Source organism: Escherichia sp. E4702 (assembly GCF_963883545.1).
Taxonomy (GTDB): domain Bacteria; phylum Pseudomonadota; class Gammaproteobacteria; order Enterobacterales; family Enterobacteriaceae; genus Escherichia.
In genome coordinates this window covers 1-14967 of the sequence record NZ_CAWORF010000032.1, presented here as the reverse complement: position 1 = coordinate 14967, position 14967 = coordinate 1, and the positions used below count along the sequence as shown (strand labels likewise).

The 14967-nt window shown below is 51.5% G+C and carries 15 protein-coding genes; 9 read left to right on the top strand and 6 right to left on the bottom strand.

All coding sequences use genetic code 11. The features are described from left to right. Positions 1-64: 64 nt before the first annotated feature. Positions 65-1012, bottom strand: coding sequence for a sugar-binding transcriptional regulator (locus tag AACU94_RS19490; RefSeq protein WP_135490099.1), 948 nt, complete (start codon positions 1010-1012; stop codon positions 65-67). Positions 1013-1360: 348 nt separating this feature from the next. Between AACU94_RS19490 and rluF the strand changes: the two genes are divergently transcribed. Continuing rightward, positions 1361-2233: a 23S rRNA pseudouridine(2604) synthase RluF gene (rluF, locus tag AACU94_RS19485; protein WP_130218604.1), complete on the top strand. Its 873-nt coding sequence runs from the start codon at positions 1361-1363 to the stop codon at positions 2231-2233. Here the strand turns inward: rluF and AACU94_RS19480 are convergent, their stop codons facing one another. Then, positions 2234-2506 (bottom strand): DUF3811 domain-containing protein, encoded by a 273-nt coding sequence (locus AACU94_RS19480; protein ID WP_001207629.1) that lies wholly within the window; start codon positions 2504-2506, stop codon positions 2234-2236. It lies immediately after the preceding gene. A gap of 303 nt (positions 2507-2809) precedes the next feature. Between AACU94_RS19480 and AACU94_RS19475 the strand changes: the two genes are divergently transcribed. Then, on the top strand, positions 2810-3598 hold the full coding sequence (locus AACU94_RS19475; RefSeq protein WP_135490098.1) for a nucleotidyltransferase domain-containing protein: 789 nt from the start codon (positions 2810-2812) through the stop codon (positions 3596-3598). A 37-nt stretch (positions 3599-3635) separates the two neighbouring features. Here the strand turns inward: AACU94_RS19475 and lysC are convergent, their stop codons facing one another. Further along, positions 3636-4985: a lysine-sensitive aspartokinase 3 gene (gene lysC / locus AACU94_RS19470; protein WP_130224367.1), complete on the bottom strand. Its 1350-nt coding sequence runs from the start codon at positions 4983-4985 to the stop codon at positions 3636-3638. A 293-nt stretch (positions 4986-5278) separates the two neighbouring features. Between lysC and pgi the strand changes: the two genes are divergently transcribed. The 5 genes from pgi (at position 5279) to AACU94_RS19445 (ending at position 11228) form a co-directional block, all read left to right on the top strand. Continuing rightward, positions 5279-6928, top strand: a complete 1650-nt coding sequence (gene pgi / locus AACU94_RS19465; protein ID WP_000789986.1) for a glucose-6-phosphate isomerase — start codon at positions 5279-5281, stop codon at positions 6926-6928. 497 nt (positions 6929-7425) lie between these two features. After that, positions 7426-7668, top strand: coding sequence for an exopolysaccharide production protein YjbE (gene yjbE, locus AACU94_RS19460; RefSeq protein ID WP_000757333.1), 243 nt, complete (start codon positions 7426-7428; stop codon positions 7666-7668). A 91-nt stretch (positions 7669-7759) separates the two neighbouring features. After that, the gene (locus AACU94_RS19455; protein WP_135490097.1) at positions 7760-8398 is read left to right on the top strand and encodes a YjbF family lipoprotein; all 639 of its coding nucleotides are present in this window, start codon (positions 7760-7762) and stop codon (positions 8396-8398) included. Then, positions 8395-9132, top strand: a complete 738-nt coding sequence (locus AACU94_RS19450) for a capsule biosynthesis GfcC family protein (RefSeq protein WP_135490096.1) — start codon at positions 8395-8397, stop codon at positions 9130-9132. The genes AACU94_RS19455 and AACU94_RS19450 overlap by 4 nt, the downstream gene beginning before the upstream one ends. Next, positions 9132-11228: a YjbH domain-containing protein gene (locus AACU94_RS19445; protein WP_135490095.1), complete on the top strand. Its 2097-nt coding sequence runs from the start codon at positions 9132-9134 to the stop codon at positions 11226-11228. Before AACU94_RS19450 ends, AACU94_RS19445 begins: the two co-directional genes overlap by 1 nt. Before the next feature lie 46 nt (positions 11229-11274). On the opposite strand, the gene AACU94_RS19440 is transcribed toward AACU94_RS19445, so the two are convergent. After that, the gene (locus AACU94_RS19440) at positions 11275-11553 is read right to left on the bottom strand and encodes a hypothetical protein (RefSeq protein ID WP_024212568.1); all 279 of its coding nucleotides are present in this window, start codon (positions 11551-11553) and stop codon (positions 11275-11277) included. Between AACU94_RS19440 and AACU94_RS19435 the strand changes: the two genes are divergently transcribed. Then, positions 11554-11697 (top strand): hypothetical protein, encoded by a 144-nt coding sequence (locus tag AACU94_RS19435; RefSeq protein WP_165383441.1) that lies wholly within the window; start codon positions 11554-11556, stop codon positions 11695-11697. A 124-nt stretch (positions 11698-11821) separates the two neighbouring features. Continuing rightward, positions 11822-12232 (top strand): phosphate-starvation-inducible protein PsiE, encoded by a 411-nt coding sequence (gene psiE, locus AACU94_RS19430; protein ID WP_000202902.1) that lies wholly within the window; start codon positions 11822-11824, stop codon positions 12230-12232. A 94-nt stretch (positions 12233-12326) separates the two neighbouring features. On the opposite strand, the gene malG is transcribed toward psiE, so the two are convergent. Together malG and malF are read right to left on the bottom strand one after the other, a co-directional pair. Continuing rightward, a complete protein-coding gene (gene malG, locus AACU94_RS19425) occupies positions 12327-13217 on the bottom strand; it encodes a maltose ABC transporter permease MalG (protein ID WP_130218592.1) in 891 nt (296 codons plus the stop codon). A 14-nt stretch (positions 13218-13231) separates the two neighbouring features. Further along, a complete protein-coding gene (malF, locus tag AACU94_RS19420; RefSeq protein ID WP_130218590.1) occupies positions 13232-14776 on the bottom strand; it encodes a maltose ABC transporter permease MalF in 1545 nt (514 codons plus the stop codon). Between the last annotated feature and the right edge of the window lie 191 nt (positions 14777-14967).

Below are 14967 nucleotides of genomic sequence, written 5' to 3'. Positions count from 1 at the left end.
CTCCTGATTTTAGGTAATAGAGGCCCGCCGTAATTTTTTATTACGGTAAACATCGGGAAGATTTTTATTTCAGTAATAGTTCAGCTGTGCTGCTATTCGTTACCAGACAATTAATATATTTTCCACGCAGTGCACCAATAATTCCGCTGTATTTTTCTTCACTCATGGCAATGCCAATGGAATAACGTGCCTGCTTTAGTTTATTCATTTCGATAGAGAGTGTTTTCTCGCTCATATTCGTTTCGACCATTGCGCCGTGAATATCAAAAAAGCGTGAGCAAATATCACCGGCAACCTGACGGGCATTCAGGTCGTCACTCTCTTCGCCGCCATAAAATGCATGCCAGTTGGCGCCATCGCGAATAGCCGGTGAGCCAATCCCCACGAGGGCGACATCCAGATTATCCCAGTAGGCTGAGATGGTTTTAAAGTGCTGAGACTGCATGATCCCATTACGAATTAAGGGGTTATCTAGCAGAGCTGGAAAATCCGCGAGCTGCGATTCCCCTTTCAGCTTTGCCGCCGCGCTGTAGGTTAATGTGTTTACGTGATAGCGGCTTTCGAGTTTACCGGACGGGCCGCCAATAATCGGTACGCAAATTAACTGCCGCGATTGCCCCGCCTGCGGCAAGTTTTCAACCAGTGCGCTCACTGCGCGGCCCCAGGAAAAACCAACAATATCACCAGGTTCCAGCAAACGATCTAACAATTGCGCGCCGTGTAACCCCATTACCGCCAACTGAGCGTCTTCCTCTTCATCGCGCCCTGATACCACCACAGCTTCTTTCAGACCAAACTTTTGCTTCAGTTGCTGCTCCAGCCAGAGGTTTTCGTTGTAGTCATAGTTGATGGCGATGGTGACAATTCCCTGTTCGCGGCCCCGTTTAAGTAAGCGGCTGATGGTGGTCCGATAAATACCCAGTTCGCGGGCGATTTGCGCCTGCGTCATGTCCTGTTCGTAATAGAGTTGGGCAATCTTCACAATCAAACGGATATCGTCACTGTTTTCCATCGCCGCCTCCTGATTTTGCACATTTGTGCAAATATGCTTTTTAACCGCGTGATCTGATATAACTCCATCATGGTGACCTTTAAAAGCGATTTTTCACTCTTTGTTTGGGCTGAAATGGCGCTTTATCTTGCACATTTGTTTCTCTGCGTAGCAGTCATCAGCACAGGTGTGCAGAGATTCGTAATAGGTTGATTATCCTGGTTTTCGCCAGGCAAATTTGCATCAGGCTTCTGGTGACACTTTTGTGATAAAAGGCGCGGCAGATCACATTTAATTTCGACGTTGCCGCATAACCCTGTTTTTCCCCGCTAAGAGGTACGGTATATTCCGCGTTTTACAGGAGAATTTATGCTGCCCGACTCATCAGTCCGTTTAAATAAATACATCAGCGAAAGCGGAATTTGCTCACGCCGCGAAGCGGATCGCTATATCGAGCAAGGCAATGTGTTCCTTAATGGCAAGCGTGCCACCATTGGCGATCAGGTGAAACCCGGCGACGTTGTGAAAGTAAACGGTCAGTTGATTGAGCCTCGGGAAGCCGAAGATTTGGTACTTATCGCCCTGAACAAGCCCGTAGGCATTGTCAGCACCACCGAAGATGGCGAGCGCGATAACATTGTCGATTTCGTTAACCACAGCAAACGCGTGTTCCCGATTGGTCGCCTGGATAAAGATTCTCAGGGGCTGATTTTCCTCACCAACCACGGCGATCTGGTGAATAAGATCCTGCGTGCTGGCAATGATCATGAAAAAGAGTATTTGGTAACGGTCGATAAACCGATTACCGAGGAGTTTATTCGCGGCATGAGTGCGGGGGTGCCAATCCTCGGGACAGTGACCAAAAAGTGCAAAGTTAAAAAAGAAGCGCCGTTTGTCTTTCGCATTACGTTAGTGCAGGGGCTGAACCGTCAGATCCGTCGCATGTGCGAGCACTTTGGCTACGAAGTGAAAAAGCTGGAACGTACGCGCATTATGAACGTCAGCTTAAGCGGCATTCCGCTGGGAGAATGGCGCGATTTAACCGACGACGAGCTTATCGATCTCTTTAAGCTCATTGAAAATTCCTCTTCCGAGGCGAAGCCCAAAGCGAAGGCCAAACCGAAAACGGCAGGCATCAAACGCCCGGTGGTGAAGGTAGAAAAAACGGCGGAGAAAGGTGGCCGCCCGGCATCAAACGGCAAGCGTTTCGCCTCGCCGGGGCGGAAGAAAAAAGGTCGTTAATCAGCGTTTGCCGCGCGTCGACGTATTTGCCGACCAACTGAATGACGCTTCAGGATCCGGTTTATAAGCCTGCTTTTTCTTCAACTGGCGGGCTTTTTTCGCTTCAGCCTCACGCTCAACCATTAATTTATCGATGTACTCTTTCTTAATGCTGTTGGTTTCGGCATTGGTCAGCACGCGACCATGTGCAATACGCGCGCGATCCAGCAGCGTCTTCAGTTCGCGCTGTTCACGCTCAGTCATCTCTTTTTGAGTAATACGGGGGAGTGCCATGATGGTGCCCTCTGTTAATCGGATAGTTCAGTGTACGGGAATTTATTTGCAAGCAGAACTGATAAGATTCCTTTGCCTTCTCTTTATTTTTATCTGCTTAGATAATTGGCGATAAATACAGATAAAAAATTAACGAAAATAAATGACCGCTAACTTATAAAATTTAATTAATTCTTTGTTATTCAATGCGTTAAAGTTGTGATTTTACTTCTGGCCTGTTTCTCGCAATAACGCTATCTCATTGATAACATCTCTGTTTTCAGTGGTCTTGTTCGGGGTAGTTAATATCAAAGGATGAGTCAAATGCCATTAAATGGAGTCAGTGCTGCGATGCGCGAACGGGTATCGCAGCAGTTAAAGGAAATTGAACGTCGCTATGGCGTGAAAGTGTTGTACGCCTGCGAATCGGGGAGTCGCGGCTGGGGATTTGCTTCGCCCGACAGCGATTACGATGTGCGGTTTTTGTATGTCCATCCGCTGGAATGGTATCTGCGGGTAGAGTCACCGCGCGATGTTATCGAACTGCCCATCGACGACGAACTTGATGTTTCCGGTTGGGAATGGCGCAAAGCGCTGGGATTGCTGAAAGGTGCGAACCCGACGCTAATTGAATGGCTGGATTCACCGGTGGTCTATCAGCAAGATGAAGAGACGATAACGGCGCTTAAGGCAATGGTCCCAACGTGGTTTTCTCCGTTGCGTGCACGTTGGCATTATTATTCGATGGCGCGGAAAAATTTTCGCGGTTATTTACAAGGCGACGAAGTGCGGCTGAAAAAATACTTTTATGTGCTGCGTCCGCTGCTGGCCGTGCGTTGGGTTGAAGCGGGAAAAGGCGTACCGCCAATGCGTTTTTCCGAATTGCTGGCGGGAAGTGAGTTGGATGCGGCCTTACGCGCAGAAATAGATGAATTACTGGAACGTAAACAGCGTGCGGGTGAAGCGGAATATGGCCCACGCCGTCCATTGCTACATGCGTTTATCCATGCGGAACTGGCGCGTGGGGAAATTCCGCCTGTGTTACCGGATAGTAGGGATGGTGATACCAGGGAGCTGGATAGGTTGTTGATGGCGACAGTGATGGGAGAATAAATTCGGCCCGGCAAGTATCATCCGGGCCGCACTGTTTTTACTCAAACAAATTACTATGCAGTTTCTGCACCACCTGTTCCGCATCTTCGCCAGGCACCAGGAAGCACAGGTTATGACTGGAAGCGCCGTAGCAAATCATGCGAATGTTGAACGGTTCAAGTACGCCAAACACCTCTTTGCCAACACCACAGGCTTTTGACAGGTCGTTACCAATCAGAGCCACCAGCGCCAGGCCTTCTTCCACTTCTACCCGGCACAGGGCTGAAAGCTCCATCAGCAGCGATTGTGTCAGCAACGTATCGCCAGTTGACGTTGAACCGGTAGTGTCGAGGGTTAACGCCACGCTCACTTCTGACGTAGTAATTAAATCCACTGAAATATTATGCCGTGCGAGAATGCCGAAAACCTCCGCGAGGAAGCCGCGAGAATGCAGCATATTCAGGCTATGCAGGGTTAATAGCGTTTGTTTGCGACGCAGAGCCAGCGCACGAAACAACGGCGGATTTTCGGTTTTATTACACACCAAAGTACCGCCAGCACGCGGATCTTTGCTTGAACCGACAAACACCGGGATATCGCTGCGCACTGCAGGCAGTAAGGTTGCCGGATGAAGTACTTTGGCACCAAAGGTTGCCATTTCAGCTGCTTCTTCAAAGGCGATTTCATCAATTCGTTTGGCATCAGGCACGACGCGCGGGTCGGTAGTATAAATCCCCGGCACATCTGTCCAGATATCGACGCGAGCAGCGTTTAACGCTTCTGCCAATAGTGCCGCCGTGTAGTCACTACCGCCGCGACCAAGCGTTGTGGTTCGCCCTTTACTTTCACTGCCAATAAAGCCCTGGGTGATGACTAAACCTTCGCTGAGACGTGGGGTTAGTTGCAGCGCAGACAGTTCCGCCAGCGCAGCAATATCTGGCTCCGCGCGGCCAAAGCGATCGTTTGTGCGCATCACTTTACGCACATCAAACCACTGGGCCTGAACATTGCGCTCACGCAGAATCTCCACAAACAGTAGGGTAGACATCAGTTCGCCGTGGCTGACCAGTTCATCAGTTAGCGCTGGAGAGGTTGCCAGTGCAGCAGCTTCGGCCAGAACGGTAATGTTCTCCAGCAAACGTTCAATCTCTTCACGGATGACGTTCGGGTAACGTAGGCGCTCCAGAATGGCGAACTGAATATTGCGAATGGCATCGAGTTTTTCGAAACGCTCAACCGGTTCCAGACCTTCAGCCAGTGCAACCAACAGATTGGTAATGCCCGCAGAAGCAGAAAGCACGACTAAACGCACATTCACATCAGAAAGCACAATGTCGGCGCTGCGGTTCATGGCGTCGAAATCAGCCACGCTAGTACCACCAAATTTGGAGACAACAATATCGGGCATAACAACCTCGTGTCAGGGAATGAAAGAAGCGACCTTGGCACAAAGGCAAAACAGAAACCGGTGCAGGCGCAGACCGTATTTATAAATAAAAGGTGTAGGGGAGTGTGTCAACGCCGGGATTATGCGGATTATTCATGCAGCGGGCGTGGTCAGAAATTGTGCTTATAACGTCTATACTTTTTATCCTCTTCAGTGGTTAGCTGAGCTAACGGCACTAAAACCATCACATTTTTCTGTGACTGGCGCTACAATCTTCCACAGTCACAATTCTCAATATCAGAAGAGTATTGCTAATGAAAAACATCAATCCAACGCAGACCGCGGCCTGGCAGGCACTACAGAAACACTTCGATGAAATGAAAGACGTTACGATCGCCGATCTTTTTGCTAAAGACGGCGATCGTTTTTCTAAGTTCTCCGCAACCTTCGACGATCAGATGCTGGTGGATTACTCCAAAAACCGCATCACCGAAGAAACGCTGGCGAAATTACAGGATCTGGCGAAAGAGTGCGATCTGGCGGGCGCGATTAAGTCGATGTTCTCTGGCGAGAAGATCAACCGCACCGAAAATCGCGCCGTGCTGCACGTAGCGCTGCGTAACCGTAGCAATACGCCGATTCTGGTTGATGGCAAAGATGTTATGCCGGAAGTCAACGCGGTGCTGGAGAAGATGAAAACCTTCTCGGAAGCGATTATTTCTGGTGAGTGGAAAGGCTATACCGGCAAAGCCATCACCGACGTGGTGAACATTGGGATCGGCGGTTCTGACCTTGGTCCGTACATGGTGACTGAAGCGCTGCGCCCTTACAAAAACCACCTGAACATGCACTTTGTTTCTAACGTTGATGGGACTCACATCGCGGAAGTGCTGAAAAAAGTAAACCCGGAAACCACGCTGTTCCTGGTAGCATCTAAAACCTTCACCACTCAGGAAACCATGACCAACGCCCATAGCGCGCGTGACTGGTTCCTGAAAGCGGCTGGTGATGAAAAACACGTTGCGAAACACTTTGCGGCGCTCTCCACCAATGCCAAAGCCGTTGGCGAGTTTGGTATTGATACCGCCAATATGTTCGAGTTCTGGGACTGGGTTGGCGGCCGTTACTCTTTGTGGTCAGCGATTGGCCTGTCGATTGTTCTCTCTATCGGCTTTGATAATTTCGTTGAACTGCTTTCTGGCGCACACGCGATGGACAAGCATTTCTCCACTACGCCTGCCGAGAAAAACCTGCCTGTACTGCTGGCGCTGATCGGCATCTGGTACAACAATTTCTTTGGCGCGGAAACTGAAGCGATTCTGCCATATGACCAGTATATGCACCGTTTCGCGGCGTACTTCCAGCAGGGCAATATGGAGTCCAACGGTAAGTATGTTGACCGTAACGGTAACGTGGTGGATTACCAGACTGGCCCAATTATCTGGGGGGAACCAGGTACTAACGGTCAGCACGCGTTCTACCAGCTGATCCACCAGGGAACCAAAATGGTGCCGTGCGATTTCATCGCTCCGGCTATCACCCATAACCCGCTTTCTGATCATCACCAGAAACTGCTGTCTAACTTCTTCGCTCAGACCGAAGCGCTGGCGTTTGGTAAATCCCGCGAAGTGGTTGAGCAGGAATATCGCGATCAGGGTAAAGATCCGGCAACGCTTGACTACGTGGTGCCGTTCAAAGTGTTCGAAGGTAACCGCCCGACCAACTCTATCCTGCTGCGCGAAATCACTCCGTTCAGCCTGGGTGCGTTGATTGCGCTGTATGAGCACAAAATCTTTACTCAGGGCGTGATCCTCAACATCTTCACCTTCGACCAGTGGGGCGTTGAGCTGGGTAAACAGCTGGCGAACCGTATTCTGCCAGAGCTGAAAGATGACAAAGAAATCAGCAGCCACGATAGCTCAACCAATGGTCTGATTAACCGCTATAAAGCGTGGCGCGGTTAATCATCGTCGATATGTAGGCCGGATAAGGCGTTCACGCCGCATCCGGCAACCAGTGCCTGATGCGACGCGGTCGCGTCTTATCAGGCCTACAGGTCGATGCCGATATGTACATCGTATTCGGCAATTAATACATACCACGATTGATTACATAACCTTAAAAACAATGCCGACTATAAGTCGGCATTGTTTTATCAGATAAATCCCCTTGTCGGAGATTTAACGAAAATCATACCGTGAGGTTAATCCTAAAATAGATTTTTAATCGTGGTTGATTTCGGAAAATACGTAGATTAATTACTTTTTATTTTATTTTAACCTTATGTTTTTAATCTTATTTATATATAAGTTGAAACTTATATTTGATATTAATTCCAATTATCCTAAAACTCCTTCACTAATTCCCCGCGCCGTAATTCGCATGCTTTAGTTGTGTATACTCGATCCCGCCTGAAATGTTTTTGGGTAAATCTCCATTCATTCAATGAAGGGAAATTGTTATGAAAAAAGTTCTGTATGGCATTTTTGCCATATCTGCGCTTGCGGCGACTTCTGCGTGGGCTGCACCTGTACAGGTGGGCGAAGCGGCAGGGTCGGCAGCAACGTCGGTTTCGGCGGGGAGTTCCTCCGCGACCAGCGTCAGCACCGTAAGCTCGGCGGTGGGTGTCGCGCTCGCGGCAACCGGTGGCGGTGATGGTTCTAATACCGGGACCACCACAACCACGACCACCAGTACCCAGTAATAACGTATGTATCCCCAAAATAATTCAGTATGACGGGGATTAACCATAACCACACTCCGGTGTGGTTATTCTGCCCCTCTGGAGAAGAGTCGTGAAGCGACCTGCACTCATTCTTATCTGCCTGCTATTACAGGCCTGTTCAGCCACGACTAAAGAGCTGGGCAATTCACTGTGGGACAGTCTGTTCGGCACGCCAGGCGTACAGCTGACGGACGATGATATTCAAAATATGCCCTACGCCAGCCAGTACATGCAGCTTAATGGCGGGCCGCAGTTGTTTGTGGTGCTGGCCTTCGCCGAAGACGGACAACAAAAATGGGTCACTCAGGATCAGGCCACTCTCGTCACACAACATGGTCGTCTGGTGAAGACTTTGCTTGGCGGCGACAACCTGATTGAAGTGAATAACCTTGCCACTGACCCGCTGATTAAACCCGCACAAATCATTGATGGTGCAACCTGGACGCGCACGATGGGCTGGACCGAGTACCAGCAGGTACGCTACGCCACCGCACGCTCAGTCTTCAAATGGGATGGCACCGATACCGTCAAAGTCGGCAGCGATGAAACTCCGGTTCGCGTGCTGGACGAAGAAGTCTCCACCGACCAGGCGCGCTGGCATAACCGCTACTGGATCGACAGCGAAGGGCAAATTCGCCAGTCGGAACAGTATCTCGGCGCGGATTATTTCCCGGTGAAAACCACGCTCATCAAGGCGGCAAAACAATGATTAAAAAAACTATTGTCGCGTTGCTTTTGAGTGTGGGGGCGTCATCGGTCTTCGCGGCGGGAACCGTCAAGGTATTCAGCAATGGCAGCATTGAGGCCAAAATGCTGACGGGTGCAGAGCATTTAATCGATCTGGTAGGCCAACCTCGACTGGCAAACAGCTGGTGGCCCGGTGCGGTGATTAGCGAAGAGCTGGCAACGGCGGCAGCATTGCGTCAGCAGCAGGCGTTGCTGACACGGCTGGCAGAACAGGGCGCAGATTCCAGCGCCGACGATGCCGCTGCGATTAACGCCTTACGCCAGCAAATTCAGGCGTTGAAGGTGACGGGCAGACAAAAAATCAATCTTGATCCTGATATCGTGCGCGTTGCCGAACGCGGTAACCCGCCGTTGCAGGGCAACTACACACTCTGGGTCGGACCGCCGCCGTCAACGGTCACGTTGTTCGGGCTTATCAGCCGTCCTGGCAAGCAGCCATTCACTCCCGGTCGCGACGTGGCGAGCTATCTCTCCGGGCAAAGTCTGCTTAGCGGTGCGGATCGCAGCTACGCGTGGGTGGTTTACCCGGACGGACGCACGCAAAAAGCGCCGGTGGCTTACTGGAACAAGCGTCACGTAGAGCCAATGCCCGGCAGCATTATTTATGTTGGCCTCGCGGATTCTGTCTGGAGTAAGACGCCCGACGCCCTTAACGCCGACATTCTTCAGACCCTGACGCAGCGGATACCCCAATAATGAAAAAAAGACATCTGCTTAGCTTACTGGCGCTGGGCATTAGCACAGCTTGCTACGGCGAAACATATCCTGCGCCCATTGGTCCGTCGCAATCGGATTTCGGTGGCGTAGGATTATTACAAACGCCCACCGCCCGCATGGCGCGGGAAGGGGAGTTGAGTTTGAACTATCGCGATAACGATCAGTACCGTTATTACTCAGCTTCAGTGCAACTCTTCCCGTGGCTGGAAACAACGCTGCGCTACACCGACGTGCGCACCCGGCAGTACAGCAGCGTCGAAGCGTTCTCTGGCGATCAAACGTATAAAGATAAAGCCTTCGATCTCAAACTGCGTTTGTGGGAAGAGAGTTACTGGCTGCCGCAAGTGGCGGTTGGCGCGCGGGATATCGGTGGCACGGGGCTGTTCGATGCAGAATATCTTGTCGCCAGCAAAGCCTGGGGGCCGTTCGATTTTACGCTTGGCCTGGGCTGGGGATATCTGGGTACCAGCGGTAATGTGAAAAATCCGCTTTGTTCAGCCAGTGACAAATATTGCTATCGCGATAACAGCTACAAACAGGCGGGATCTATCGACGGCAGCCAGATGTTTCACGGTCCTGCCTCACTGTTTGGCGGCGTGGAATACCAGACGCCCTGGCAACCGCTGCGCCTGAAACTGGAGTATGAAGGCAATAATTATCAGCAGGATTTTGCCGGGAAGCTGGAGCAAAAAAGTAAGTTTAACGTCGGTGCGATTTATCGCGTTACCGATTGGGCCGACGTTAACCTTAGCTATGAACGTGGTAACACCTTTATGTTTGGCGTCACGCTGCGCACCAACTTTAACGATCTACGTCCTTCGTACAACGATAACACCCGCCCGCAATATCAACCGCAGCCGCAGGATGCCATTTTGCAGCATTCGGTGGTGGCGAATCAGTTAACGCTGTTGAAATACAACGCCGGACTGGCCGATCCGCAGATCCAGGCGAAAGGCGATACGCTGTATGTCACCGGCGAGCAAGTGAAATATCGTGATTCGCGCGAAGGGATCATCCGCGCCAATCGGATCGTGATGAACGATCTGCCGGATGGGATCAAAACGATCCGTATCACGGAAAACCGCCTTAACATGCCGCAGGTGACGACGGAAACCGATGTCGCCAGCCTGAAAAATCATCTCGCCGGAGAGCCGTTGGGCCACGAAACGACGCTGGCGCAAAAACGCGTCGAGCCAGTGGTTCCGAAGTCCACCGAGCAGGGCTGGTATATCGACAAATCACGCTTTGATTTCCATATTGATCCGGTGTTGAACCAGTCGGTCGGTGGCCCGGAAAACTTTTACATGTATCAGCTGGGCGTGATGGGAACGGCAGATTTGTGGCTGACGGATCATCTGCTGACCACCGGTAGCCTGTTTGCTAACCTTGCCAACAATTACGACAAGTTTAACTACACCAATCCACCGCAGGACTCGCACTTACCGCGCGTGCGTACCCATGTGCGCGAGTATGTGCAGAATGATGTCTATGTGAATAACCTGCAAGCCAACTACTTCCAGCATCTGGGCAACGGCTTCTACGGTCAGGTCTACGGAGGTTATCTCGAAACCATGTTTGGCGGTGCGGGGGCAGAAGTGTTGTATCGCCCGCTGGACAGCAACTGGGCGTTTGGTCTGGATGCCAACTACGTTAAACAGCGCGACTGGCGTAGCGCAAAAGATATGATGAAATTCACCGACTACAGCGTGAAAACCGGACATCTGACCGCATACTGGACGCCATCTTTTGCTCAGGATGTGTTAGTGAAAGCGAGCGTCGGACAGTATCTGGCAGGGGATAAAGGCGGCACGCTGGAAATAGCCAAACGCTTTGACAGCGGCGTGGTGGTTGGCGGCTATGCCACGATCACTAATGTTTCGAAAGAGGAGTACGGCGAAGGGGACTTCACCAAAGGCGTGTATGTCTCTGTACCGCTGGATCTCTTCTCGTCTGGCCCGACACGCAGCCGTGCGGCAATTGGCTGGACGCCGCTGACGCGTGACGGGGGTCAGCAACTTGGGCGTAAGTTCCAGTTGTATGATATGACCAGCGACCGTAGCGTGAATTTCCGCTAAGTCATCGGAAAGGTGCCAGTTTTCGCAATCACTGGCACCCTCATTCTTAATGGCCTGTTGAGCCATCAGGAACGCAGTTCACCCCCGGTTTGCGATCTGGTGTGTAAAGGCGAAAACATTCTGTCTTCCTGTCCGTCGATATCGGTTGCAGGTCTGGTTGCCTGAGCGACTGGGCCATCATTGGGCTGGAGACATTGCTTTGCGGTAGGTCGGCTTTATCAGCAGTGCCGAGCGGACCAGCATAAGCAGGAAGAACAGAGACTGATAACAACAAAGCAGCAAAATAAGGCTTCATTTTTACCACCTTTATCAGGTTACGTTTCATTTGTTCCAGAGGAACATTGTCGATTTTTCGCGCATTGCTGGTGGCTGGGAATCACCTGAATGGGTGATTTTTGCATTACCGGCTTTGGTGTGGTTTGCCTTGCCGGATGCGCCGCCAGGCGCGGCTTATCCGGCCTACGGGTAGGCGCATCCGGCGTTGGTGGGCGCCCCCCCAAATCCAGGGTGAACAAAACATACACAAAAAATATAGATCTCCGTCACATTTTTGCGTTATACAGGAAGCTCGCCACTGTGAAGGAGGTACTGCTATGACGTCACTCTCTCGTCCGCGCGTGGAGTTTATCTCCACCATTTTGCAGACCGTACTCAATCTTGGCCTGTTGTGCCTCGGCCTGATTTTGGTTGTCTTCCTCGGCAAAGAAACGGTGCATCTGGCTGATGTGCTGTTCGCGCCAGAACAAACCAGTAAATATGAGCTGGTGGAAGGACTGGTGGTTTACTTTCTCTATTTCGAATTTATCGCGCTGATTGTGAAGTACTTTCAGTCCGGTTTTCACTTCCCGCTACGTTACTTTGTCTATATCGGGATCACCGCCATTGTGCGCTTGATCATCGTCGATCATAAATCGCCACTGGATGTGTTGATCTACTCAGCAGCGATCCTGTTACTGGTGATCACCCTGTGGCTGTGTAATTCGAAACGGCTGAAGCGGGAGTAAAAAAGAGGCGCTCCGAAGAGCGCCGAATAACAGTCACAAGTTAGGATAACGTAAGTTGAGGGTCTAGCGGCATAACATTGGCAGAACAACATCTTTAACCTTTCACACCACCTGCCGTCAGGCCGTTAACCAACCAGCGTTGAGCCAGCAAGAAGACGATGGTGATTGGTAATGCAGACATCACGGCAGCGGCGGCAAAGTCACCCCACAGGTAGTTTTGCGGGTTAAGGTATTGCTGCATCCCCACGGCCAGGGTGTAACTGTTCACGTCACGCAGTAACAACGACGCGACCGGAACTTCGGTAATGGCAGCGATAAACGACAGGATGAACACCACCGCCAGAATCGGTACAGATAATGGCAACAGGACAAGGCGGAAAGCCTGCCACGGTGTCGCACCATCCAGCGCCGCCGCTTCTTCCAGCGAGCTATCGATGGTTTCGAAATAACCTTTAATCGTCCAGACGTGCAGCGCAATCCCGCCCAGGTAAGCAAAGATAACGCCGCCGTGGGTATTCAGACCGATAAACGGAATGTACTCGCCCAAACGGTCAAACAACGCATACAACGCCACCAGTGAGAGTACCGCCGGGAACATCTGGAAAATCAGCATTCCTTTCAGCAGCGTCGCTTTGCCAGGGAAGCGCATACGGGCGAAGGCATAAGCGCAGGTGGTGGAGAGCGCCACAATACCAATCGCGGAAATACCGGCGACCTTTACCGAGTTCCACAGCCACAGCAGTACCGGGAATGGTGGTGGCGTAATGCGGCCATCCGCCTGTTCAACGCTAAAACCTAACGCCAGTTTCCAGTGATCCCACGAGATTTGCTCCGGGATCAGGCTACCGGTCGCGAAGTTCCCATGGCGCAGCGAGATGGCGACGACCATCAGCAGCGGGAACATAATCGCCGCGATAAAAAGTAGTAGTAGCAGGTGAGTAATAAACAAACGTGCTTTTTGCGATTTCGGTTGGACCATTGCCATTTTTGTTATCTCCCTTAATCAAACTTCATTCGCGTGGCTTTCAGGTTCACTATCGCCAGCGCACCCACCAGCAGGAAGATCAGCGTGGCAATTGCTGCCGCCAGACCGAAGTCCTGACCCCCGCCGCCTTCAAAAGCGATACGGTAGGTGTAGTTAACGAGCAGGTCGGTATAACCGGCTGGCGTGGTCGTGCCAAGACGATCCGGGCCGCCGTTGGTTAACAGTTGAATCAGCACGAAGTTGTTAAAGTTAAAGGCAAAGCTGGCGATCATTAGCGGCGTCAGCGGCTTAATCAGCAGCGGTAGCGTAATCTTGAAGAAGTTCTGGAATGGACCTGCGCCATCCATCGCTGAGGCTTCATACAGATCGTCCGGAATCGCTTTCAGCAAGCCCATGCAGAGGATCATCATGTATGGATAACCCAGCCAGGTGTTGACGATAATCAGCATCGTTCTGGCGGTGGTTGGATCGCTGAACCAGGCGGGCTTCACACCAAACAGCGCGCTCAACATCATGTTGATTTCACCAAAGCTCTGGTTGAACAATCCTTTGAAAATCAAAATTGAAATAAACGATGGCACCGCGTAGGGCAGAATCAGCAGGACGCGATAGACAGCTTTGCCGCGCAACGCTTCCCACTGCACCAGACACGCCAGCACCATGCCGACCGCCACCGTTAAAAAGACGGTGATAAGTGAGAACACTACGGTCCAGACGAAAATTGCAAGGAACGGTTTTTGGATCCCTTCGTCGGTGAAGACGCGGGTAAAGTTTTTCCAGCCAGTAGTCACGGTATAACCCGGACTGAGTTTATCGTCACCCCAGTTGCCGTCAGCAGTGATGGACTGGTAAAAACCAATCTGGTCGTTTGGACGATATTTTATGCCACTCTGGTTATTGGTCAGCGTACCGTCATCGCCTAATGTGTACAGCGGCTGAGTGCCGGAGAACTGGCGCAGGGAGCTCATCATCACTTTGTTGCCATCCGGCAGAATGGCGGTAATGTTGCTCAGGGCTTGACGATTCTGGGTAATCACGCGCAGATTCGCGCGCTCGCCTTCAGGCTGCGTGGCCGTTTCTTTCAGTTGCAGTTTTTGCTCGCCGCCAAATTTGAAAGCGTCTGAGAGATAATTTTTGCCGGTTTCGCCGTCGGTGAGCGCCAGTTGCCACTCATCACCCGCGGGATAAAGACCAAAGTTATAGGTTTTCCCTGCCTGCCAGGCGCGGTCCAACAGAACTTCCTGAGCGCGTTCAAAGGTAAGCTGGTTGGTGCTGCTGTAGTTGGTGAAGGCGATGGCGATGGTGCAGACCAGAGGGAAGAGGACGAATAGCCCCATCCCGGCCATTCCCGGGTAGACATAGCGCCAGGCGTAGGCTTTACGATTGGCGAAAATATAGAGCCCCGCTGAGCTCAAAATCAGCGTGGTAATGGCGAACAGGTATTCCCCTTGTGCGTACATTAAAACAACAAGGTAACCCACCAGCAGGCCGAGCAGACCTAACACTGACCATTTCAGCGCGTCGCTTTGCCACCAATGTTTCTTTTTAATGACATCCATGGGGTTCTTCCTCATTCCAGGACAGATAAGGCGTTTACGCCGCATCCGGCAACAACTGCCTGATGCGACGCTGACGCGTCTTATCAGGCCTACATACGTTTCGGCTTCGTAGGCCGGATAAGGCGTTCACGCCGCATCCGGCAACAACTGCCTGATGCGACGCAGGTGCGTCTTATCAGGCCTACATACGT